General features: G+C 71.0%; 17 protein-coding genes. 10 read left to right on the top strand and 7 right to left on the bottom strand.

All coding sequences use genetic code 11. The features are described from left to right. Positions 1 to 17: 17 nt before the first annotated feature. The 4 genes from AB0K05_RS08605 (at position 18) to AB0K05_RS08590 (ending at position 5,093) form a co-directional block, all read left to right on the top strand. Positions 18 to 1,175 (top strand): cytochrome P450, encoded by a 1,158-nt coding sequence (locus tag AB0K05_RS08605; RefSeq protein WP_364227919.1) that lies wholly within the window; start codon positions 18 to 20, stop codon positions 1,173 to 1,175. 749 nt (positions 1,176 to 1,924) lie between these two features. Beyond that, positions 1,925 to 2,956: a TerC/Alx family metal homeostasis membrane protein gene (locus AB0K05_RS08600; RefSeq protein WP_364227916.1), complete on the top strand. Its 1,032-nt coding sequence runs from the start codon at positions 1,925 to 1,927 to the stop codon at positions 2,954 to 2,956. Between the two features lie 632 nt (positions 2,957 to 3,588). Beyond that, positions 3,589 to 4,374 carry an alpha/beta hydrolase gene (locus tag AB0K05_RS08595; RefSeq protein ID WP_364227913.1) on the top strand — a complete coding sequence of 262 codons (786 nt, stop codon included), beginning with the start codon at positions 3,589 to 3,591 and terminating at the stop codon, positions 4,372 to 4,374. 335 nt (positions 4,375 to 4,709) lie between these two features. After that, positions 4,710 to 5,093 (top strand): STAS domain-containing protein, encoded by a 384-nt coding sequence (locus AB0K05_RS08590; protein ID WP_364227910.1) that lies wholly within the window; start codon positions 4,710 to 4,712, stop codon positions 5,091 to 5,093. Between the two features lie 68 nt (positions 5,094 to 5,161). Here AB0K05_RS08590 and AB0K05_RS08585 read toward each other — a convergent pair whose 3' ends face one another. From AB0K05_RS08585 to AB0K05_RS08575, 3 genes are read right to left on the bottom strand one after another with little or no spacing between them, the layout of a single operon-like run. Beyond that, a complete protein-coding gene (locus tag AB0K05_RS08585) occupies positions 5,162 to 6,316 on the bottom strand; it encodes an FAD-dependent monooxygenase (protein WP_364227907.1) in 1,155 nt (384 codons plus the stop codon). A gap of 15 nt (positions 6,317 to 6,331) precedes the next feature. After that, complete coding sequence (locus AB0K05_RS08580) at positions 6,332 to 7,336, bottom strand: reductase (protein ID WP_364227904.1); 1,005 nt, start codon at positions 7,334 to 7,336, stop codon at positions 6,332 to 6,334. Then, the gene (locus AB0K05_RS08575) at positions 7,333 to 8,946 is read right to left on the bottom strand and encodes a CocE/NonD family hydrolase (RefSeq protein WP_364227901.1); all 1,614 of its coding nucleotides are present in this window, start codon (positions 8,944 to 8,946) and stop codon (positions 7,333 to 7,335) included. Before AB0K05_RS08575 ends, AB0K05_RS08580 begins: the two co-directional genes overlap by 4 nt. Before the next feature lie 167 nt (positions 8,947 to 9,113). Between AB0K05_RS08575 and AB0K05_RS08570 the strand changes: the two genes are divergently transcribed. Next, entirely contained in the window at positions 9,114 to 9,572 is a 459-nt protein-coding gene (locus AB0K05_RS08570; protein ID WP_219548801.1) for a helix-turn-helix domain-containing protein, read from the top strand. Between the two features lie 109 nt (positions 9,573 to 9,681). On the opposite strand, the gene AB0K05_RS08565 is transcribed toward AB0K05_RS08570, so the two are convergent. Beyond that, positions 9,682 to 11,196, bottom strand: coding sequence for an FAD-dependent monooxygenase (locus AB0K05_RS08565; protein ID WP_148032216.1), 1,515 nt, complete (start codon positions 11,194 to 11,196; stop codon positions 9,682 to 9,684). A 101-nt stretch (positions 11,197 to 11,297) separates the two neighbouring features. On the opposite strand from AB0K05_RS08565, the gene AB0K05_RS08560 reads away from it, so the two are divergent. Next, a complete protein-coding gene (locus AB0K05_RS08560; RefSeq protein WP_364227896.1) occupies positions 11,298 to 11,909 on the top strand; it encodes a TetR/AcrR family transcriptional regulator in 612 nt (203 codons plus the stop codon). Positions 11,910 to 12,041: 132 nt separating this feature from the next. Here the strand turns inward: AB0K05_RS08560 and AB0K05_RS08555 are convergent, their stop codons facing one another. Further along, positions 12,042 to 12,308, bottom strand: coding sequence for a hypothetical protein (locus AB0K05_RS08555; RefSeq protein WP_148032218.1), 267 nt, complete (start codon positions 12,306 to 12,308; stop codon positions 12,042 to 12,044). 256 nt (positions 12,309 to 12,564) lie between these two features. Between AB0K05_RS08555 and AB0K05_RS08550 the strand changes: the two genes are divergently transcribed. The 4 genes from AB0K05_RS08550 (at position 12,565) to AB0K05_RS08535 (ending at position 17,081) form a co-directional block, all read left to right on the top strand. Next, a complete protein-coding gene (locus AB0K05_RS08550; RefSeq protein ID WP_364227893.1) occupies positions 12,565 to 13,926 on the top strand; it encodes a potassium transporter TrkG in 1,362 nt (453 codons plus the stop codon). A 71-nt stretch (positions 13,927 to 13,997) separates the two neighbouring features. Next, positions 13,998 to 14,663 (top strand): helix-turn-helix domain-containing protein, encoded by a 666-nt coding sequence (locus AB0K05_RS08545; protein ID WP_364227890.1) that lies wholly within the window; start codon positions 13,998 to 14,000, stop codon positions 14,661 to 14,663. Further along, positions 14,656 to 15,528, top strand: coding sequence for an ABC transporter ATP-binding protein (locus tag AB0K05_RS08540; protein WP_364227887.1), 873 nt, complete (start codon positions 14,656 to 14,658; stop codon positions 15,526 to 15,528). Before AB0K05_RS08545 ends, AB0K05_RS08540 begins: the two co-directional genes overlap by 8 nt. Next, entirely contained in the window at positions 15,525 to 17,081 is a 1,557-nt protein-coding gene (locus tag AB0K05_RS08535; protein ID WP_364227884.1) for a hypothetical protein, read from the top strand. Before AB0K05_RS08540 ends, AB0K05_RS08535 begins: the two co-directional genes overlap by 4 nt. A gap of 24 nt (positions 17,082 to 17,105) precedes the next feature. On the opposite strand, the gene AB0K05_RS08530 is transcribed toward AB0K05_RS08535, so the two are convergent. Together AB0K05_RS08530 and AB0K05_RS08525 are read right to left on the bottom strand one after the other, a co-directional pair. Continuing rightward, positions 17,106 to 18,407, bottom strand: coding sequence for a potassium transporter TrkG (locus AB0K05_RS08530; RefSeq protein ID WP_148032222.1), 1,302 nt, complete (start codon positions 18,405 to 18,407; stop codon positions 17,106 to 17,108). 230 nt (positions 18,408 to 18,637) lie between these two features. Then, positions 18,638 to 21,424 carry a glycoside hydrolase N-terminal domain-containing protein gene (locus AB0K05_RS08525; RefSeq protein ID WP_364227882.1) on the bottom strand — a complete coding sequence of 929 codons (2,787 nt, stop codon included), beginning with the start codon at positions 21,422 to 21,424 and terminating at the stop codon, positions 18,638 to 18,640. Positions 21,425 to 21,543: the final 119 nt, after the last annotated feature.

Genomic DNA, 21,543 nt, shown 5'->3' with positions numbered 1-21,543 from the left:
GAAAGGCGCCGAAGGCGATGACCCTCCCGTACGACCGCCCCGACCCCTTCACACCCCCTCCCGAGTACGCGGCCATGCGCGAGACCACCCCCATCGCCCAGGTGAAGACACCCAGCGGCGGCCCCGCCTGGCTCGTCACCTCCTACGACGCCGTCGCCGCCGTCCTGGCGGACCAGAGGTTCGGGCTCGCCCCTCCCGGGACCGCGCATCCCGGGAACGACACGCTCTTCCAGGACGGCGAGGCGCACGGGCGGCTGAGGCGGCTGGTGTCGAAGGCGTTCGGGCCGCGCGGGATCGAGGCGCTGCGTGATCGGATCGAGCGGCTCGCGGACGACCACGTGGCCGCGATCGCCCGGGGCGGGCCGCCCGCCGAACTCGTCGCGGACGTGGCGGGGCCCGTGTCCATCGCGGCGATCAGCGAGCTGCTCGGGGTGGAGATCGCCGACCGCGAGCACTTCCAGGCCGTCGCCGGTGCCGCCGGCGGCGTCGACTTCGTCTTCGGCGGCGAGGAGGAGATGGCCCAGGGCGCGCAGGCGTGGGAGAGCCTGTCGGCGTACGCCGCGACCCTGGTCGAGGCGAGGCGCGAGGACCTCGGCGATGACCTGCTCAGCTCCCTGATCACCGTACGGGACGCCGAGGACGGCAGGCTCAGCGACAGCGAGCTCGTCGCCATGACCGCCACCATCGTCTCCGCCGGATACCTGTCGGCCCGCAACGCCATCTCCGCGGCCGTGCTCAGGCTGCTGCGCGAGGGACGCCTGGCCACGGCCTCCGAGCGGCTGGGCGCGACCGTCGAGGAGGTGCTGCGCCTGCAGTCCGGACAGACAGGCGAGCCCTTCCCCCGCTTCGCCCAGACCGACGTCGAGCTGGCCGGGACCCGGATCCGAGCCGGTGACCTGGTGCTGGTACGCCTCGAGGCCGCACACCGCGATCCCCGGCACTTCGCCGATCCCGACGCCTTCGTACCGGACCGGACATCGAGCCCGTCACTGGTGTTCGGGCACGGCGTGCACTACTGCCTCGGCGCGCCACTGGCCCGCCTCGAGGTCGCGGCCGTGATCGGAGCGCTGGCCCGGCAACTGCCCGGGTTGCGCCTGGCAGGCCCGGCCGAGAGCGTCGAGTGGGTCCGCGACGGGGTCGACGCCGGCCCGAAGGCTCTCCACGTCACCTGGTGAAGCGGTGGGGTGCGCAGTGATCCGCAGCCTGAGAGACGTACTGCAACGGTGCGCTGATCCACCGCTGAGGTGATGTCCTCGCCGCACTCCGGGCGGCGATCAGTGTCGACACCTCGTAGCCAAGTTTGGTCGCGCCTCGTACTGAGGGTACGTGCCGCTACCCGTCATAGCGGCGCCCCCCGGCCGCTCCGGGCGGTCCTCGACAGGCGGGGTGCGAGAGGCGGCACGGCGGCGAACGGCGGCGCGGGACCGCGGCGGTGGAACCCAGAGCGCAGCGGCAGCCACGAGCGCAGAGAAGATCAGCAGGACGCCCGCCAGGATCTCCAGCAGCACGGTGATCGACATGAGGACTCCTCTTGGGCCTCGCCTGGAGGTGTCGCCACGAGGACGAAGGTCTTCCCGCACCCTCCGCCTCTGCAGCCGCGTCGGCCAGGCTGCGGCCGGAGGGCCATCCCGCCGGGCCTGTCCAGGCGTGCAGACCGTGATGACGACCGGGATGTCCGACGGCGGGTACTCCCCTTTCTTCCACTATCGGCCCAGCTTGCGGCGCCGGTCAAACGCTTGACGATCAACGCGGGAGCCGCCGAAGTGGAACAGACCGGACCGGTGTGCCTAGCCTGGAAGGGCGAGGGGAGTACTTCCCAAGAGCCGGCCCGGTCAGTACGGGCGTGACTTCGTCCCCGGGCGGCCGCCCGCACGGTCGTGGGCGAAGGAGACCTCGAAAGGCCCGGCCGGTCCGAGGAGGTTCCATGCCCGTCCCCATAGGGCTGATGACGGCTGCCCCTCTGGAATCGATCGGCTCGCCGCAGCTGTGGGCGACCACCGTTGGCGGCCTTGCGCTGCTGCTGGGCGCGGATTTCGTGCTGACCCGGCGCCCGCACGAGGTACGGATGCGTGAGGCGGTCGGCTGGTCGGTCTTCTACCTGACGCTGCCCCTGCTGTTCGGCGTCTACGTGTGGCGCGCGTTCGGGCTGCAGGCCTCGGTGGGCTTCTACACCGGTTACCTGGTGGAGAAGTCGTTGTCGGTGGACAACCTCTTCGTGTTCATGCTGCTGCTGTCGGCCTTCGCGGTGCCCGGTGAGCTGGCCCAGCGGGTCCTGCTGTACGGGATCATCGGGGCATTGGCGCTGCGCGCGATCTTCATCGCCCTGGGCGCGGCCGCGCTGGCCAGCGGCACCTGGGCGTTCCTGCTGTTCGGCGTGATCCTGATCATCACCGCAGGGAAGATCCTCAGAGACGCGCTGCACGGCACTCAGCAGCAGGTCGACATCTCCTCCATGCGCACCATCCATGTGCTGCGGCGCTTCATGCCGGTCACCGCCGACTACCGCGGCTCGCGCCTGATGGTCCGCCAGGGCGGCCGGTTGGCCCTGACGCCGCTGGCGCTTGCCATCGTGGCCGTCTTCGCAACCGACATCGTCTTCGCGGTCGACTCGGTGCCCGCGGTGTACGGCGTCACCGAAGACCCGTTCCTCGTCTTCGTCACCAACGCCTTCGCCCTGCTGGGCCTGCGGGCGCTGTACTTCGTGCTGCTGGGCGTGCTGGAGAAGCTGCGGCACCTCAATCACGGGCTCAGCGTCATCCTGGGGTTCATCGGCGTCAAACTCGTCCTGAACTGGGCGCACAGCGTCTGGCCCGCAGTCCCGGACATCCCCACCCTGGTCTCACTCGGCGTCATCGTCGTGGCCCTGACGACCGTCACGATCACGAGCCTGCACGCCAACCGCCGCGCTGCCCACCGTGATGTCCAACGTGTCACCGTCCCTCCGTCGGACGGATGACTCGCGTGGCGCTGGTGACGCTTGTTCTTGGGTTCGCGCCGACCTCGCAACCGGTCGCCTGGATCGGCCGTGGCGGAGGCCGTGGTCGAACGGCCGGCGTCGCAGGCCTGCGTCGGTGATGGCCTCGGCGTCGACGATGCTGCGGCCGGTGCCCTGCGGCCTGCGGCCATGTCGCGCATGAGTTCCAGCCGCCGGCGCCGTTCAGGGTCGCCGCCCACCGCTTCGAGCCCTTGCTCCGCCAGCGCGTGGAAGCTCGCGACCCCGGCCATCTTGGCGCGGAACGCGCGGGCGAAGACGTCCTCGGCGAGCCGGTAGCGGTCGCGCCGCTCGCCGCGCACCCGGAACCGCTCCACCAGCCCTGGCTGTTTCCCCTCATGGTCCACTTGTTCGGATCAATCTCGCAACTAACAGCATGCTTGTTGCGGGTGGCGTGGATCTTTGCCAGGGTGACATCGTGCCTTGGCCTCGCTCACGAGAGGCTCGGGGTTGGTGAGCCGGGAAGCCTGGTCGGCAGATGATCGACCCACCTGCGAGGAAGGGCTCCCTCTGTGGCCTCCCCCACCATTTACACCTCACCCGCGGGCGAGCGGGAAGTGCGCGACTGGTGCCGTGACCGGCTGCGCTCTTGGACAGTGCGACACCGGCTCGACACCCTGGAGACCAGTTTGGGCACCACGGCGGTCGTCAGCGCCGGCCAGGGCCGCGGCGTGGTGTTGCTGCCGGGCACCAATTTCTGTGCCGCGACCTCGCTGGAGGTGGCCGAGGCTCTGCTCCCCGGCCACCAGGTGATCATGGTGGACCTGCCGGGCCAGCCGGGCCTGAGCACGGCACGTCGACCCGGGCGGGGACGCCTGGCCGGCTACGGCCGCTGGGTCGGAGAGATAGTCGACCAGTTGGACAGCGGACCCGTCGTGGTCGTGGGTCACTCGCTGGGAGCGGCGGTAGCCCTGGCGGCGCACCCGGGGCCGCACATCAGCGGCCTGCTACTGGTGTCCGCGGCCGGTCTGAGCCGGGCCCGCCTGACTCCCGCGCTGATCAGGGTCACGCTGCCCTGGCTGACCGTTCCGACCGTCGAGCGCAGTCAGGCGCTGCTGCGTCACATGAGCGGCCGAGCGCACGAGACGGACGGCTCGGATCACCGGCTGGCGGAGTGGATGACCCTGGTCGCCCGGCACAGTCGTACCAGCTTGGCTCCGTCGCCGCTCCCCGCGCCCCTCGTGAGCCGCTGGCGGGGCACCCCCGTGGTGGTGGCCACCGGTCAGGAGGATTGTTTCTATCCGCCCGCCCGCCTTCACGGGCCTGCGCTCGCCCTGCTGGATACCAACGTGGTGAATGTGCCGGGCGTGGGTCATCTCGGCCCGCACGAGGACGCGACCCTCCTGCCCGCGCTCCTCGACACCCTGCGAAAGCGCACCTGAGCCGCTCGCGGGTGGAGCTTGATGACACCACTGGTCCGATAACGGCATCACTTCTGCCGACTGTAACCGTTTGCTACGCTCACAATTGGTGCGCCGGGAAGCCTGGTCGGCAATTGTTGTCGCCGACCGAAATCAGAGGTCCTCGATATGCGCGCACGGGATTGGTTCATCCCCTTCCCCGGGATCCCTGTGGATGCTCTGCCGCCGGCGGCGGCCCATCCGAGCAGGCTCCACCCGCCCGTATCGCCATCAGGAAGCCGCGGTGTCGTCCGGTGTTCCGCCGGGCCCTCACAGGACGTTTCGCGTCCGCCGGGCGGCCGACGCGAGGATTCGGCATGAACGACAGCGCGCTCATCGTGGGCGTCGCCGAAGAGCACGGCGTGCTCGTCGTCAGGCTCGCCGGAGACTTGAGCTGGGACAACATGACCAGATGGCGATCGTGGCTGGACGCGCACCTGGCAACCGACGCGAAGATGCCGGTGCTGATCGATCTGTCGGCTCTGGCCTTCCTCGACTCCTCCGGGCTTGCCAGCCTGATCACAGCCCACCAACGCCTGCAGCGAGCAGGTGTGGCCATGGCCTTCCTGCATCCCGGCGCACCGGTCACACGATGGCTGCGCATCACTGGCCTGGAAGCTCACCTGCCGATCTTCGACACCATGGACGCGGCGATACCGGCCGTCAGTTCACCGCCTCCGCCGGCTTGGCCCCGGCCTTGAGACGAGCGGTCCCACGCGAACGCCGGCCGCAAGCGGTGTGATCTTCCGTTGGCCAGATGGACCGATGGTCAGCCTTCGATGAAGCGCCGGATCATGTAGCGGCGGACCAGGGGCAGGGAGGCCAGCCGCAGGGGCAGCAAGCTCAGCCACAGCAGCAGCGGGCTGGTCGGGGCGTAGACGCCTTTGACGCGGCGGCCGAGCTTCTGCTTGCGCTCGGCTTCGGGCCGGATGACGCCCTCCCACGCGGCCAGCGCGGCGGGGACGTCGCCGGGGTGGGCCGCCAGTTCGGTGCCGAGGCGGTCGGCGCCGCCGACGGCCAGGGAGGAGCCGTATCCGGCGAACAGGGTGACGCACCAGGCGGCGTCGCCGAGCAGGACCACCCGGCCTTTGCTCCAGGACGGCGCGACGACCTGGCTGATGGTGTCGAAGTAGACCGACTCGGCCCGCTGAAGTCCGGCCAGGGCTTCGGGGATGACCCAGCCGAGGTCGCCGTAGACGCGCCGCAGTTCGGTGGTCACGTCCTCGCCGGGGCGGGCGTGGTCGGCGCGGTAGCCGAAGAAGGCGACGTTGCGGCCGTCGGGGATGCTGATGACCGCGGCGGTGCGGCCGCCGGAGGACAGGGTGCCGGTGGCGCCGGTGGCGATGGAGGCAGGGCGCTTGTCGAGCATGTAGACGGCGACCTTGTGCTCCAGGTCGAGCAGGAAGTCCTCTTCCGGGCCGAACAGCAGGGCGCGGGTGGCCGAGTGCAGGCCGTCCGCGCCGATCAGCAGATCGCCTTCCTCCTCTGTGCCGTCGGTCAAGGTCACGCGTACGGTGTGCTCGTCCTGGTCGACGGCGGTGAGGGTGGCGCCGAAGCGGATTTCGGCGCCACCCTCACCGCCCTCGACCTTCTCGTACAGGACGGCTTCGAGGTCGCCGCGCAGGATGGTGATCGAGCGGCGGCCGGTGGTGGCGGCGATGGTGGCACGGTCGAGGGAGAAGCGGCGGTCGCCGTTCGGCTTGTGGTAGACGAGTTCGTCGGTGATGAAGCCCTTGTCGAGCAGACCGGGCAGGATGCCCATGCGTTCGGCGGCGTCGTAGCCGATGCCGCCGAAGGTGACGGCGTAGCCCCCGCCGCGGCGGGCGGGAGCGCGTTCGACGATGAGGGTGTCCCAGCCGATCTGGTGCAGGCGCAGAGCAGTGGCCAGGCCGGCGATGCCGGCTCCGATGATGATGGCGCGCATGAAAGGTGTGCTTCCTCAGGAGGCGAGATGGTCGAGTAGCCGCTGTTCGGCGGTGGCGTCCAGCCAGGTGTCGGGGGAAGGGGCGTCCGCGCGGGGTGCCGGATCGCCTTCGGCCCGCAGCCAGGTCCAGGTGTCGGCGAGGGTCTCGCGCAAGGGGCGGGTGGTGAGGCCTTCGGCCAGGGCAGCGCTGACGTCGGCGTCGTGCATGCCGCTCGGCACGCTGCCGTCGGGCAGCCGTAGCCCGAACTCCATGCCGAGCGGCAGGCCGTGCCGCAGGAGCAGGTCCGGCTCCGCCCACACGAGCTCGGTGTCGAACCCGGTGACGTCCAGGGCCGTGGTGAGCAGGTCGCCGAGGGTGATCGCGCCTGGCGGGCCGGTCGCGGTGAAGGCGCCGCTCAGGCCGCATTCGGCGGACTGGAGCAGCCAGGTGGCCAGGTCCCGGACGTCGATGTACTGCAGGGGCGTCCGGGCGGGGGCGGGCGCGAGGACCTTGCCGCCCTTCTCCAGGCGGCGCAGCCACCACGGGATGCGGCCGACGTCCTCGTACGGGCCGAGGATCATCCCGGCTCTGGCCAGCAGCGCCGTCTCGGGGAAGGATTCGAGGACGGCGAGTTCGCCGCCGCGCTTGGCCGCGGCGTAGTCGGCATCGTCGGTGCCGGCGGGGTCGCCGTCGACCAGGGGCGCCTGCTCGTCGGCGCCCGCGGGCCAGGGCCAGCGGTGCACGCCGCGACTGGAGACGTAACCGTAGTGCCCTGCCCTGCCGGACAGCAGGCGGGCGGTGTCGCGCACCACTCTGGGCGCCCAGGCCCAGGTGTCGATGACCGCGTCCCACTCCTGGCCGCCCAGCGCCCGCCGGACAGCCTCGGGGTCGGTGCGGTCGGCGAGCAGCGCCCGCACGCCGGGCGCGGGGTCACGGCTGAGGCCGCGGTTGAGCGTGCTCACATCGTCACCGCGCTCCAGTGCCGTCTCCACGACGGCGCGGCCCACGTGGTGGGTGCCGCCGAGAACAAGCAGTTTCATGACGCTCCTGGGGTGAGGGGCAGGAAAAGGGCTGATGGGCGCAGGTGGTCGTGGAAGATCTCGTGCTCGGACGCGCGCAGGCCCGTCCCGGTCGCGAGCGGCTCGCCGATGCCGGGGTTCCGGCCGAAGCGCGGGTGTGCGCCGCTGGAGACCTGCAGCCGGATGCGATGGCCGCGCTGGAACCGGTGGGCCATCGGCCACAGGGTGACCTCGACCGTACGGATGTCGCCCGGCTCGCGCAGGCGCACGATCCCGTCGCACACGTTCATCGACCGGCCGCGCTCGTCCACGTCACACAGGCGGGCGAAGTAGTCGACGTTCGGGTTGGCCGAGCGCGCGTGCAACCGCACGCGGACCGGGCCGACGGCCTCGACGTGGTCGGGCAGGGGCGCGGTCGTGAAGGTCAGCACGTCGGCTCTGGCCTCGACGGCGCGGTTGTCCTGCGTCCCGACCGACATGCCCGCCTGCGTGCCGCCGATGGTCGGGGTCGGGTCGGCGGGGTCGTAGCGGTAGCGGCTGGGTGCGGCCTGACCCTCGTGCGGGGTACGGCTGAGCCCACCGGCTGGATGCAGGAACCAGGGGGTCGGCTCGTGCGGGGGCGGCCACGCGGCCAGGTCGCGCCAGTGGTCCGCCCCGGTGACGAACAGGCGTACACCGGTGGGCGCCTGCCGTCCGAGCAGCACGGCGTCCAGCGAGGCCAGTGCGTCGGCCAGCCCCTGGCGCGTGTAGAGCCCGCGGCCGTGCCCCCATGGGCCGACCAGGAGCCGCACCTGGCGCCCGGCGGCCACCAGGGCGGCGTAGTCCGCCAGCATCCCCGGCAGGAAGCAGTCGTGCCAGCCGCCCTGCAAGTGCACCACCGGCGGCATGCGCGGGGTGTTGGCGCGGTGGTCGGTGCTCGCCCAGTACTCCTGGCTCGCCTCGTGCCGGACCCAGTCCCGGAACCATGGCACGGGGTGCCCGGTCAGGGCCTGGTCGGCCTCCTGCAACGGGAGGGCGAGCGTGGCCTTCGACAGCCGCCGGGCGGCGCCCACCATGCCGGCCATCTGGCGGGCGATGCGGTAGCCGCCGGTGAACATCCGCTCCACCAGCTGCACCCAGCCCAGCGCGTTCCCGGTCGCGAAGGCCCCGCCGGGGTACATGAAGCCTTCGGCCAACGACGACGGCGCGTCCTGGATGAGCGCGATCTTCCACTCCGGGATGTCGCGGGCGGCCAGTTCCCACTGCGTGAAGCCGAGGTAGCTGGCGCCCCAGGTGGCCAGTTGGCCGCCGAACCACGGCTGGGCGCGCAGCCAGCTCAGCGTGCCGTCGCCGTCGGCCGGGTCGATGACGAAGCCGTCGAAGCGGCCGCCGGAACCGGCCGTGCCGCGCAGGCTCTGGAACAGCACCTGGTAACCACGCTCGGCCAGCAGCGCAGGAAGCCGGTCCAGGACGTTGCCGCGGCCGTACGGGCCGCGCAGCAGCACCAAGGGAGCCTGGCGCTGACCGGCCGGATAGTAGTGCGTGGCGAGCAGCCGCACACCGTCGGCGGCCGGGATCTCCACGTTCCGCCGCACCCGCACCCGGTGACGCAGGGTGGGCCGCACGCCGTACACACGACTGAGCAGGGTCATAGCCGGTCAACTCCCTATCGACGTGGAATTGGATGTCACATCGCCGACCAGGCTTCCCGGCACACCATCGAACCTCCCGCGGAGGCCGATGCCAACACTATACCGACTTTTCAGAAATTTCCGAAGACATGGTGTGTTCGATATCCTGCTTCCGCAAGGAGGCACACGTGAACGACAGGCATGAGCAGTGGCAGGCGGCCGAACGGCTGGCCCTGACCCTGATCGAAGGCGGGATGCAACGCATGTCCGCGCGCACCCTCGCGGTCTTCCTGTTCACCGACCAGGAAAGCGTCACCGCCGGCGAGATCGCCGACCGGCTGGAGGCCAGCGCGGGCTCGGTCTCCGGCGCGATCAAATCCCTGCTGACGGTCGGCCTGATCGAACGCCTGCCCGCGCCGGGCAGCCGCCGCGAGCACTACCGGCTCCGCGACGACGCCTGGGCCACCCTGTTCACCAGCCAGAACACCGTCATTCAGGCCATGCTCCAGGCCGCGGCCGCCGGGATCGCCGCCACAGAAAGCGGCAACCCCGCCCATCAGCGCCTGACCCAGATGCGCGACTTCTACGCGTTCCTGCTCGGCGAGCTCCCCGCCCTGCTGCACCGCTGGCACCAGCAGAGCGCCTGACATAAGCCCGCCGGCCGGCGCGAGCGCCCAGCCTCGGCCTGCCGCCAGGAACGCCTCGCCACGATCCGCGACAACCGCGCGATGTCTTCGGCGGCACCACGGCGACGACCTATGGCTCGGGGTGTATCGACGCGCGCCGCAGCCAGCGTCCGAGGCCGTCCGAGCCGGGACGGCCGCGCCAGGCCAGATGGGCGTCCGGGCGCACCAGCCACACCTCGTCATCGCGCCAGCCGTCCGGTGTGAGAGTGACGACGCGGTCACCCAGCGAGTCGCTCACCTGTGGTTCGCAGAGCCGCGCGCCCGGGCCGGTGGCCAGCAGAGCCCAGCGCCCGCCCAGCTCGGCGTGCAGCCGCGTGCCGGCGCACGCGAGATCGGCGACCCGGTCACCCGGCCGCGGCCGGCGTCCCAGCCGCGATCCGCGACCGGCCAGCGGGCCGCGACGGTAGGTCACCCCGAGCTGGGAGGCGGCCATGGTTCCCCGGCGCTGCACCGCCGGCCGGTTGAACAGGGGCACCAGCACCCACCTGATCAGCAGACGCAGCAGCGGGCTGTCGCCGATCTGCAACCGGGCGGTCGCGCTGGTGGAGCGGAGCACCTCGGCGGCGAGCGGGCGGCGCTCGGCCTGGTAGGTGTCCAGCAGCCGGTGGCCGGCGCGGCCGTGGACGACCAGCGCGAGCTTCCAGGCGAGGTTCTCGGCGTCGCCCATCCCGGTGACCATGCCCTGGCCGCCCATCGGGCTGTGGATGTGGGCCGCGTCACCGGCCAGCAGGACGCGCCCTTGCCGGTAGCCGGTCGCCAGCCGCCGGTGGACCCGGAACATCGAGGCCCAGACGAGGTCCTTGAGCTGTTCACCCGCGAGCCCCGCGCGCTCGCCCACGACGCGCCGGAACGCCTCCAGGATCTCGGCCTCGTCCAGCTTCTCGTCGGTGGCGCCCGGCAGGTAGGCCATCAGCCGCCACAGGTCGTCGCCCGTGCCGCCGGGCGAGGGCATCGGCATGACGAACAGCGGCCCGTCGGGATGAGCCCAGCCGTGCCCGCCCTCGCGGCCGAGGCCGAAGCCGGCGTGACCGTCGGCCAGCAGCCACTGGTCGGTCAGGGGCGCGCCGGGAAATCCGATGCCGGCCAGCTTGCGTACCGTGCTGTGCGCGCCGTCGCAGCCGGCCAGCCAGCTCGCGCGTACGGTCCGCCCGCCGCCGAGCACGGCCGTGACGCCGTCCCCGTCCTGGCGTGCGTCGACCAGTCCGGTCCCCCATTCCACGCCGCCGCCCAGCTCGGCGAACCGGCGGCGGAGCGCGGCCTCGATCTCGGTCTGGGGCAGCACCAGCGCGGGCCGGGGAGTGCCGAGGATCGGGTCGCCGAAGCGGATCCGCATCACCGGCCGGCCCCCGATGTAGGTGGTGAGCACCAGCCCCTGGGCCGAGCGTTCGGGCAGGTCACCGAGCGCGCCCAGCCGGTCGAGCACCTCGACGCCCCTGGCGTGCAGGAGGTTGGCCCGCGACGTGGTCGCCGGCCCCGCCGCCTGGTCCACCACGCGCACCCGCACGCCGTGCAGCAGCAGGCCGCAGGCCAGCGCCAGCCCGGCCGGCCCGGCGCCGACGACCAGGACATCCGTGGATTCGTTCATGACATCTCCCTTAGAACGGAACGATTCCGTTCCGGCCCTTCCACGGTACGGCCCGCCTACAATGGAACGCAACCGTTCCGTCTCATGGGAGAATGTCGCGCATGTCCGACTCCAGCCGCAGGCCCGCCGGCGCGGCCGTCCTGCGCCAAGAGGTCACCGGCGCGATCATCGAGGCCGCCCTGGCGGAGCTGACCGACCACGGATACGCCCGCATGTCCATGGACGCCGTCGCCCGCCGGGCCGGCGTCGGCAAGGCGGCCATCTACCGGCGCTGGTCTTCCAAGGAGCCCCTGGTGCTGGACCTTCTCACCGAACTCGCCGACCAGGCCGTGCCCCTTCCCGACACGGGCACCCTGTACGAGGACGTCGCCGGCTTCGTCCGCCACACCTCGGCGCTGCGCGCCGACACCCGCGCCATGCGGATCCTCACCGACCTGACCGCCGAGGCGACCCGCAACCCGCGACTGGCGGCGGCCATGCACACCACGGCCGAGCTGCCCCGCCGCGCCGCCGCCACAGAGCTGCTGCAGCGCGCCGTCGACCGCGGCGAACTGCCCGCCGACCTCGACCTCGACCTGGCCACCGACTGCCTGATCGGCCTGGCCTACCTGCGTCCCCGGACGCCGTGGCAGCCCTCGGAGCCGCTGGATCCCGGTGTCCTGGCGCGGCTGGTGGAGGTCATCCTGGCCGCGCTGACCGCCTGCCGCGGCTGAGCCGGCCACGGGTCGAGCGGGCCGGCATCATGGCCGCGCTCGTACAGGCCGGTCGAAGAAGCTCCGCGCACGACGGCGGTTGACGAGGCAACGCATGCGCGATCGCCGAACGCGGCGGAGAGCCTGCTGCGATCATCGCACCTCTCGCCGGCGCCTTGAGCCGACGATGGCCTCCGCGGTGCCCACCAAGGCCACCGCGGCGATGACAGCCACGACGAAACCGAGCACATTGAGCTCGAAGATGTCGCCGGTGCCGAGCAGGCTGGCCACGGTGCCGCCGATCAACGAGCCCACCAGGCCCAGCAGCAGGGTCGCCAGCAGGCCGAGGTTCTGCTTGCCCGGCTTGATGAGCCGCGCGAGAGCGCCGATGATGAGCCCTGCGACAATAAAGCCGATCATGAAGGTCCTTCCTGCACCGCTTGTCGGGGAGCGGCGATGTGGGGATTCCGTTGGTCGGTATGCCCCTGGCGTCCGGAACCGAACCCGATCGCCGCCATAGAGGCCAGGTACACAGCGACACGACGAATGCGGGCCGAGCCTTCCCCAGCGTTCGACGTGATTCCGCTGTTCTCAAGGTGAAGTCTGGAGCGGTGAACGTGAAGACCACGAAACGGGAGAGGAAATCCGGGACGGTCCGCTACCTGCGCCGGGAAACGTGGTGAGGCGCGGCGGACCGGTCGCGGCTCTGCTGGGCCGGTTCCAGCACCCGGCACAGGTGATCACGACTGGTTTCGCGGCCGCGGTGCTCGTCGGCACCGTACTGTTGTCCTCTCCCCTGGCCAGCGCCTCGGCGGAACCCACCGACTGGATCACTGCGCTGTTCACCGCGACCTCGGCGGTGTGCGTGACCGGCCTGGTGATCGTCGACACGGGCGGACATTGGTCGGCGTTCGGCGAGGCGGTGATCGCCCTGCTGATCCAGGTGGGCGGTCTGGGCATCATGACCCTGGCCACCGTGTTCACCCTGCTGATCTCCGGGCGGCTGGGGCTGCGCGCCCGGCTGTTCGCCCAGGCCGAGACCAAGTCACTCACCGCCGGCGATCTGCGGCGCATCGTGCGGAACGTGGTGCTGTTCAGCCTGTTCAGTGAGGCGGTCGTCGCCGTCATCCTCACCCTGCGGTTTCTTCTCGGGTACGGCGAGCCGTTCGGCCGGGCGCTCTACCTGGGCGTCTTCCACGCCGTGTCGGCCTTCAACAACGCCGGATTCGCGCTGTGGCCGGACAGTCTGACCCGGTTCGCCGCCGATCCGTGGATCTGCCTGACCATCGCCGCCGCAGTCGTCGTGGGCGGGCTCGGCTTCCCGGTGCTGTTCGAGCTGCGCCGCTCGTGGCGGCACCCCGGCCGGTGGTCGCTTCTGACCCGCATCACCGTCGGCATGACCGTCATCCTGCTCCTGATCGGCACCCTGGTCTTCCTGGCCGCCGAGTGGAGCAACCCCAGGACGCTGGGGGCGTTGAGCGATGACGACAAGGTGCTGGCCGGCTTCTTCACCGCCGTGATGCCTCGTACCGCCGGCTTCAACAGCCTCGACATCGCTTCCATGACCCCTTCCAGCTTGCTGGTCACCGACGTGCTGATGTTCATCGGCGGAGGCACCGCCGGCACGGCCGGCGGCATCAAGGTCACCACCTTCGGCGTGCTGGCGTTCGTCGTCTGGGCCGAGATGCGCGGCGAGCCGCGGGTCACCATCGGCCACCGGCAGCTGACGTCGGCCACGCAACGCCAGGCGATCACCATCGCCGCGATGAGCATGGGCCTGGTCGCCGTGTCCACCTACGTGCTGCTCGTGCTCACCCCGCACACCCTGGATCAGGTGCTGTTCGAGGTCGTCTCCGCGTTCGGCACGGTCGGGCTGTCCACCGGCATCACCGCTGCCGTCACACCCGCCGGGCACCTGCTGCTGACCGTGCTCATGTTCGTCGGCCGCATCGGCCCGGTGACGCTCGGCTCCGCGCTGGCGCTGAAGGAACGCACACGCCGCTACGAACTGCCGGAGGAAAGGATGATCATCGGCTGACCGGATCGGCCCGCCGGCTTCAGGACAATACGATCTTGCCGGAAACAATATTTCCATATAGTATCCGGGTCATGTGTTCAGCCTATGATCGACCGCCCGAGGATCTGACCGCTCGCGCGCGGATCCGCGACGCGGCCCTGGCGGAGTTCGCCGAACGCGGTTTCAAGGGGGCGACGCTGAAGGCCGTCGCCGATGCCGCCGGTGTCTCGGTCGGCCTGGTGCAGCATCATTTCGGCTCCAAGGAAGGGCTGCGGGAGGCCTGCGACGCGCACGTCCGTGCCGCCATGATGGGCGCCGCGGGCCAGGTCCAGGACGGCGTCGAGGTCACCCCCGACGTCATCCAGGGCATGTACGAGGCCAACGAGCTCAGCGTCCGCTACCTCGCCCGGGCCCTGGCCGAGGGCTGGGGCGTGGCGGCGGTGTTGTTCGACGAAGGCGCCGACGCCGCCGAGCGGTTCCTCATGGAGAACTGGCCGGACGACTTCCCCCCGCACGAGTCCAAGGTGCGCGAACGCGCCGCCGTGATGGCGGCGATGCACCTCAGCACGATCGTGCTCCACGCGCACCTGTCCCGCCGGATGGGCGTCGACGCGCTGAGCAGGACGAATCTGCCCCGGCTCGGCATCGCCATGGCCGACGTCTACGCGCACCTGGGGCAGTGGATCACCTCGGGACCCGGAGACCAGGTCCGCCAGGCCGTCACCGATCACCACATGAAGGAGCACCCCCGTGACTGACGTGATCGAGATCCACGGGCTGACCAAGGAGTTCGGCCGGGTCCGCGCGCTGGACGGCCTGGACATGACCGTGCGGGAAGGAGAGGTGCACGGCTTCCTCGGCCCCAACGGCGCCGGCAAGACCACGACCCTGCGCATCCTCCTCGGCCTGCTGCGCAAGGACGGCGGCCAGGTCCGGCTGCTCGGCGGCGACCCCTGGGCCGACGCCGTCGAGCTGCACCGGCGGCTCGCCTACGTCCCCGGCGACGTCACCCTCTGGCCGAGCCTGTCCGGCGGCGAGGTGATCGACCTGCTCGGCCGGCTGCGCGGCCGCACCGACGCCAGGCGGCGCGACGAGCTGATCGAGCGTTTCGCCCTGGATCCTCGTAAGAAGGCCCGGACCTACTCCAAGGGCAACCGGCAGAAGGTCGCGCTGATCGCCGCGCTCGCCTCCGAGGTGGAGCTGCTCCTGCTGGACGAGCCGACCTCCGGCCTCGATCCGCTGATGGAGGCGATCTTCCGTGAGGTCGTCGCGGAAGAACGGCGCAAGGGCCGCACGGTCCTGCTCTCCAGTCACATCCTCGCCGAGGTCGAGGCGCTCTGCGACCGGGTGAGCATCATCCGCGACGGCCGCATCGTGGAGGCCGGCACCCTCGCGCAGCTGCGCCATCTCACACGCGTCTCCGTCACGGCCGAACTCGCCAGGGTCCCGGCCGGCGGGCTCCCCCATGTCCACGACCTGAGCACGGACGGCGGCCGGGTGCGTTTCCAGGCCGACACCGACCACATCGGCGACGTGCTGGCCCACCTGGCGCAGTACGGCGTGCGCGACATCACCGCCCAGCCGCCCACTCTCGAAGAGCTGTTCATGAGGCACTACCGATGAACACGACAGCGCTGATCCGGCTGATCCTGCGCCGCGACCGCGTCTGGCAGCCGCTGTGGATCCTGTCCGTCGCCCTCTTCGTCGCCACCACGGTGACCACCATCCGGCAACTGCTCCCCACCCGGGACGCGGTCCTGCACTACGTCGAGGAGATCGCGCGGAACCCCGTGATCCTCCTGCTGCAGGGACCCGCGTACGGCGACAGCGTGGGCGCCGCCGCCGCCCAGCAGCGGGCCGCCGCCACCACCATCTTCGCCGCCCTGGCCAGCATCGCCCTCCTGGTCAAGCACACCCGCTCCGACGAGGAGCAAGGGCGGCGGGAGCTCGTCGGCTCGGCCGCCGTGGGACGGCGCGCCCCGCTGACCGCCGCCCTCACCGTCGTGCTGGGCGCGAACCTGGTGCTCGCCGCACTGATCGCGGTGGTCGGCGTGAGCGCCGGGCTCCCTCCGGCCGGCTCCCTCGCCTGGGGCCTGACCGCCGCGTCGGGTGGCTGGGTCGGTGCCGCGCTGGCCGCGGTGGCCGTGCAGCTGACCCAGAGCGCCCGCGTGGCCGGAGCCGCGGCCTTCACCGTGTTCTTCGCGGCTTACCTCCTCCGGGGCGTCAGCGACCTGGGCGGCCCCGGGATGGAATGGCTGGGCTGGCTCGTACCGAACGGCTGGTTCCTGCGGGCGCGCGCCTTCGGCGGCGAGCAGTGGTGGGTGTTCGCGCTGGTCGCGGCATTCGTCGCGGCCATGGCCTCGGCGGCCTACGCGCTGTCGGCCCGCCGCGACCTCGGCGCCGGTCTCCTGCCGCCCCGCCTCGGCCCCGCCCGCGCGCCGGCCGGCCTGCGCGGACCGCTCGGGCTGGCCTGGCGGACGCACCGGGGCTCGGCACTGGCGTGGATCGTGGGCGCCGCCTTCATCGGCGCGGGGCTCGGGCTCGGCGGGCAGACCGCCGTCGAGACGTTCGGTCAGAGCGGAGCGCTGGACTACTGGGCCGGGCGCACGGGAGAGGACGATCCCGCGCGGATCTTCTTCAAGCTCGTCGTGTACGAGCTGGCGGTGTTCTCCGTCTCCCTGTACGCGATCATGACGGTGCTGCGCCTGCGCGGCGACGAGGCCACCGAGCTTTTCCTGTCCGGCCCGGTGAGCCGGACCCGGTGGGCGGCTGCCCATCTCCTGTTCGCGGTGACGGTCCCCGTCGCCATGCTGGTGATCGCCGGCCTCGCGCTGGGCCTCGGCAGCGGCGACTTCGCCGGCGGGTTGGCCCTCACCACGGTCATCCTGCCCGGCATCTGGGTGATGGCCGGGATCGCCGTGGCGGCGTTCGGGCTGTTCCGGCGGGCCGGAGCGGTCGTGGGGTGGACCGCCCTGGTCCTGACCATCGCCCTCGAAGTCGCCTGGGAGGTCGGCCTGGTGAACGACTCGCTCTTCATGATCTCCCCGTTCGCCCACGTCCATTACTCCACGCTGGCCAGCCCCGGACCGGGCACGCTGGCCGGGCTCACCGTCGTGGCGGCAGGCTTGGCCGCGGTGGGTCTGTACGGACTCCGCCGCCGCGATCTGACCCTGTGAACCTGCTGTGACCGGTGCCTGGTGTCAGCCGACGATCACCTTCTCCTCCGGCAGCTCGTAACGACGAGTGCGCTGCTTCAGGGCGAGCGCGGAGCCCAGCGTCAGCGGGCCGATGCGCCCGATGAACATCAGCACGCTGAGCAGCACATGCCCGGCCAGCGTGGTGTCGGCGGTGATGCCGGTGGACAGGCCGTTGGTGGAGAAGGCCGAGATCACCTCGAACAGCACCTGGTCGAGACTGTGCGGAGAGATCATCAGCATGAGCCAGGTGGAGAACGTGACCAGGATGGCGCCGATCAAGCTGATGGACAGCGCCTGACGCTGGGTGGTGGACGGCAGGCGGCGGTGGCCGATGTTGACCTGGTGCTCGCCGCGCAGCTCCGACCAGATGGCGAACACCAGGAACCCGAACGTGGTGACCTTGATCCCGCCCGCGGTGCCGGCGCTGCCGCCGCCGATGAACATCAGCACGTCGGTGAGCAGCCAGGAGGAGGGGTTCATCTGGCCGATGTCGATGGAGTTGAAGCCCCCGGAGCGTGGCATGACGGCGGCGAAGAAGGCCGCCAGCAGCTTGCCGGAATCATCCAGCGGGCCCATCGTGGCGGGGTTGTGCCACTCGATCGCCAGGAACGTCAACGTACCGCCGCCGAGGAGGACCACGCTCAAGCCGACGGTGACCCGGGTCAGGATCGACCAGCGGCCCGGATGCCGCCAGGTCCGCAGGAGTTCGAAGACGACGGGGTAGCCGAGCCCGCCGACGACGACAGCCAGTGCCACGGGCAGGCAGATCCACGGATCCGCGACGAAGCGCATCAGACTGTCGGGCCACAGGGCGAAGCCGGCATTGTTGAAGGCCGACACCGAGTGAAAGAGGCCCAGGTAGGCTGCCCGGCCGAGCGGCTCGCCGTATCCGGTGACGAAGCGGACCGTGAGGACCACCGCGACGGCGGCCTCGCAGACGATGCTGAACATCACCACCTTCCGCAGAACCCGGCGAAGGTCGGCGGCGACCACCGATTTGGTCTCCAACTGGGCCGACAGGCGGGCGCGCAGGCCGATCCGGCCCGAGATCATCACGATGATCAGCGTGGCCAGTGTCATGATGCCCAGACCGCCCACCTGGATGAGAAAGACGATCACCACCTCGCCGAACACCGACCAGTGCGTTTCGGTGTCCACCACGATCAGGCCGGTCACGCAGACGGCCGAGGTGGCGGTGAACAGCGCGGTGAGCCAGTGGGAGGAGTCGCCCTCGGTGGTGGCCAGCGGGAGGCCGAGCAGCAGCGTGCCGATCAGCACAGCGGTCCCGAATCCCACCGAGATCATCACCGCCGGGTGCCGGCCGCGGCCCGGCACCGCGGGCCGGCGCCGTGCCTTCCGGTTACCCGCCCTCGCCGGCTGCTGGGCAGCAGGCCATGAGCCACGCATCAGGGAGCCCCCGTGGAGTCGTACGGCTGAAGACGCCGCCGACCAGGCTTCCCGGCACTCCGCGCATACCGTAGCGCAGCACGGCATAGCCGCCAACCGCGCACCGTGCCACGGACGGGGATGGACGGTCAGGTGCTCATGATCGTCCACTGGTTGTTGGTGCTGCTGTTCGGCGTCCACAGGGCGACGGTGGAGCCGGCGGTGCTGTTGCCCATGCCGTCCAGGGCGGTGCCGGTGCCCCGGTTGATGATCTGGTGGCGGCCGTTGCCCGTGCTGTTGAGTCGCCACTGCTGGTTGGCGCCGCCGTTCCAGGCCGCCTGCCGGGCGTTGGCGCCGTTGGCGGTGTTGCCCCAGCTGTCGATGACCATGGCGTTGGTGCGGTTGACGATGCGGTACCAGCCTCCGCCCAGGTCCACGAGCTGCCACTGCAGGTTGGTGCTGCCGTCCCAGTTCCACTGCTTGAGGTTCGACCCGGAGGCGACGTTCCCGCCGCTGTCCAGCACCAGGCCGGTGGTCGCGTTGGTGATCCGCACGTGGCTCGCGGGCGCGGGGCCGGACCCGGTCATGCGGTACGTACGACCGGCTTGACCGGTCAGTCTGATGACGTCGTTCTCAGGTTTGGCGACGCTGACGGCATCGCCGGTCGTGGTGTCGACCACCTGGTAGGTCCCGGCGAAGATCCGGGCGCGCACGTTGACCGTCCCGCCACGGTCGAACCTCAGGAGGATCTCGGTGGCCCCGCCGGAGCTCCAGGTCGCGTCCACGGTGTGGCCGCCTCGTCCTCGGAGACCCCGCACCGTGCCGTCCGGCCAGGCCGGCGGCAGCGCCGGCAGCACGTGCAGCTCGCCGTTGTGGCTCTGCAGCAGCATCTCGGCGATGCCGGACGTGGCGCCGAAGTTGCCGTCGATCTGGAACGGCGGGTGCAGGTCGAACATGTTCGGCGCCAGCCGGGCCGTCGTCACCAGGAGGCGGAGCAGCGTGTGCGCGCGGCCGCCCTCCTCCATCCGCGCCCAGTAGTTGATCTTCCAGGCCAGGGACCAGCCGGTCCCGTCGTCCCCGCGGAGTTCGAGGGTGCGCCGGGCGGCGGTGTACAGCGCCGGGGTGCCGCGCTTGGTGATCTGGTTGCTGGGGTGCAGGCCGTAGAGGTGGGAGATGTGCCGGTGGGCGGGCTCGGTCTCGACCCAGTCGTACAGCCACTCCTGGATGTTGCCGCGCGAGCCGATCTTCATCGGCGGTAACCGGTCCCGGGCGGCCAGGACCCGCGCCCGGAAGTCGGCGTCGACGCCGAGCGCCTGCGAGGCCTGGGCGCAGCCGTTGAACAGGTCGCGCAGGATCTGGTTGTCCATGGTGGGGCCGGCGCAGACGCTGACGCCCGCGTGGTGGGCCAGTTCTGGAGAGTTCGACGGGTTGGTGACCAGATACCCGAGCTGAGGTTCCTGCACGAGGGTCTCCAGGAAGAACTGCGCGGCGCCTTTCATCGCGGGGTAGTAGCGCCGGAGGAACTCCAGGTCGCCGGTGAAACCGTAGTGGTCCCAGACGAGGGTGGCCAGCCACGCTCCGCCGGTCTGCCACATGCCCCAGAACGCCCCGTCGACGACCGACGTCCCCCGCCACGCGTCGGTGTTGTGATGGGTCACCCAACCGCCGGCGTCGTACTGGACGCGGGCCGTCCGGGCGCCGCTGACCGCGAGCTCGTCGAGCATCGCGAACACCGGTTCGTAGCACTCGGACAGGTTCGTCGTGTCGGCCGGCCAGTAGTTCATCGGCAGGTTCGCGTTGATGGTGTATTTCGAGTCCCAGGCCGGGGTGAGCGAGTCGTTCCAGATGCCCTGGAGGTTGGCCGGCTGCGTGCCCGGCCGGGAGGAGGAGATCAGCAGATATCGGCCGTACTGGAACAGCAGCGCGGAGAACTGCGGGTCGTCGGTGTTCGCGTGCTGCGCGATCCGCACGTCGGTCGGCTGGTCGGCTGCCGCGGTGCGGCCGAGGTCGAGCGTGGTGCGCCCGAACAACCGCTGGTAGTCGGCGACGTGCCGGCCGCGCAGGTCGTCGTAGGTCCTGCCGGTGGCGGCGTCGAGATGGCGCCGGGCGATGCCCTGGTAGTCGCCGCCGACGTCGCGGAAGTTACGGTAACTGGTGCCGATGGAGACCAGCAGCGTCACGCTGTTGGCGGACCTGACCTGCAGGGTGCCGCCGGAACTGCTGACGCTGCCGCCCTCGGCGACGGCCCGCGCCAGCGCCAGATAGCGGACCGAGCCGGCCACTCCCTCCATGTCGCCCGAGATGCCGTCGAGCGCGACCGTGGTCCCGTCCGGGCTGGAGCGCGTCGCTCGTTGCGGGCTGCCGAAGGTCGCGGAGAACGTGATCGAGCCCGGCCTGTCGGCGGTCAGGCGGACGGCGATCACCTGATCGGGCGCGCTCGCGAGCACCTCGCGCCGGTACCGGACGCCGTTCTGCAGATAGGACACGGCGGTGGTGGCCGTGGTGAGATCCAGATGACGGTTGTACTCCGCGACCCCGGCGGCGCTGCCGAGGCCGAGCCGCAGATCACCGACGGTCTGGTAGGCCAGCTGTCCCACCGGGTTTCCCCGCATGTTCTGGTCGATCATCGTCTGGGCCTGGCTCCACTGGTTCTGGAAGACCAGCTGCCGGATCTGGCCCAGCGCCGCCGCCCCTCGGGGGTTGCTCTGGTCGTACGGTCCACCGGCCCAGACGGTGTCCTCGTTGAGCTGCAACCGCTCGGTGTCGACGTTGCCGAACACCATGGCGCCCAGGCGGCCGTTGCCGATCGGGAGCGCCCGCAGCCAGTCCGTGCCGGCGCTCTCGTCGTACCAGAGGGCCAGATCGTTCGCGGCGCTCACCTCCGGAGGGGGCGCCGAGGCGGCCCGGGCGGCGGCGGTCCATGCCGGCGGCAGCATGAAGGCTCCGGCTCCGGCGGCGCCGAATCTGAGGACTTGCCTTCGTGATAGATCAGACATCTCGCATCCCGTTTCCTACGGAGTGGTGGTCGGTCCCCGGCTCACGCGGGCGTCGCGCG

It is taken from the genome of Nonomuraea sp. NPDC049486 (genome assembly GCF_040676925.1).
Classification (GTDB): Bacteria; Actinomycetota; Actinomycetes; order Streptosporangiales; family Streptosporangiaceae; genus Nonomuraea; species Nonomuraea ferruginea.
Note: the sequence above shows the minus strand (reverse complement) of the source record. Positions and strands in the feature narration are given on the sequence as shown.

What these genes read in the sequence shown, in the direction of transcription:
- AB0K05_RS08605 (WP_364227919.1), top strand. Translation starts at nt 18, where the DNA reads ATGACCCTCCCGTACGACCGCCCCGACCCCTTCACACCCCCTCCCGAG.
- AB0K05_RS08600 (WP_364227916.1), top strand. Translation starts at nt 1,925, where the DNA reads ATGCCCGTCCCCATAGGGCTGATGACGGCTGCCCCTCTGGAATCGATC.
- AB0K05_RS08590 (WP_364227910.1), top strand. Translation starts at nt 4,710, where the DNA reads ATGAACGACAGCGCGCTCATCGTGGGCGTCGCCGAAGAGCACGGCGTG.
- AB0K05_RS08585 (WP_364227907.1), bottom strand. Translation starts at nt 6,316, where the DNA reads ATGCGCGCCATCATCATCGGAGCCGGCATCGCCGGCCTGGCCACTGCT.
- AB0K05_RS08580 (WP_364227904.1), bottom strand. Translation starts at nt 7,336, where the DNA reads ATGAAACTGCTTGTTCTCGGCGGCACCCACCACGTGGGCCGCGCCGTC.
- AB0K05_RS08575 (WP_364227901.1), bottom strand. Translation starts at nt 8,946, where the DNA reads ATGACCCTGCTCAGTCGTGTGTACGGCGTGCGGCCCACCCTGCGTCAC.
- AB0K05_RS08565 (WP_148032216.1), bottom strand. Translation starts at nt 11,196, where the DNA reads ATGAACGAATCCACGGATGTCCTGGTCGTCGGCGCCGGGCCGGCCGGG.
- AB0K05_RS08560 (WP_364227896.1), top strand. Translation starts at nt 11,298, where the DNA reads ATGTCCGACTCCAGCCGCAGGCCCGCCGGCGCGGCCGTCCTGCGCCAA.
- AB0K05_RS08555 (WP_148032218.1), bottom strand. Translation starts at nt 12,308, where the DNA reads ATGATCGGCTTTATTGTCGCAGGGCTCATCATCGGCGCTCTCGCGCGG.
- AB0K05_RS08545 (WP_364227890.1), top strand. Translation starts at nt 13,998, where the DNA reads ATGTGTTCAGCCTATGATCGACCGCCCGAGGATCTGACCGCTCGCGCG.
- AB0K05_RS08535 (WP_364227884.1), top strand. Translation starts at nt 15,525, where the DNA reads ATGAACACGACAGCGCTGATCCGGCTGATCCTGCGCCGCGACCGCGTC.
- AB0K05_RS08530 (WP_148032222.1), bottom strand. Translation starts at nt 18,407, where the DNA reads ATGATCTCGGTGGGATTCGGGACCGCTGTGCTGATCGGCACGCTGCTG.
- AB0K05_RS08525 (WP_364227882.1), bottom strand. Translation starts at nt 21,424, where the DNA reads ATGCTGCCGCCGGCATGGACCGCCGCCGCCCGGGCCGCCTCGGCGCCC.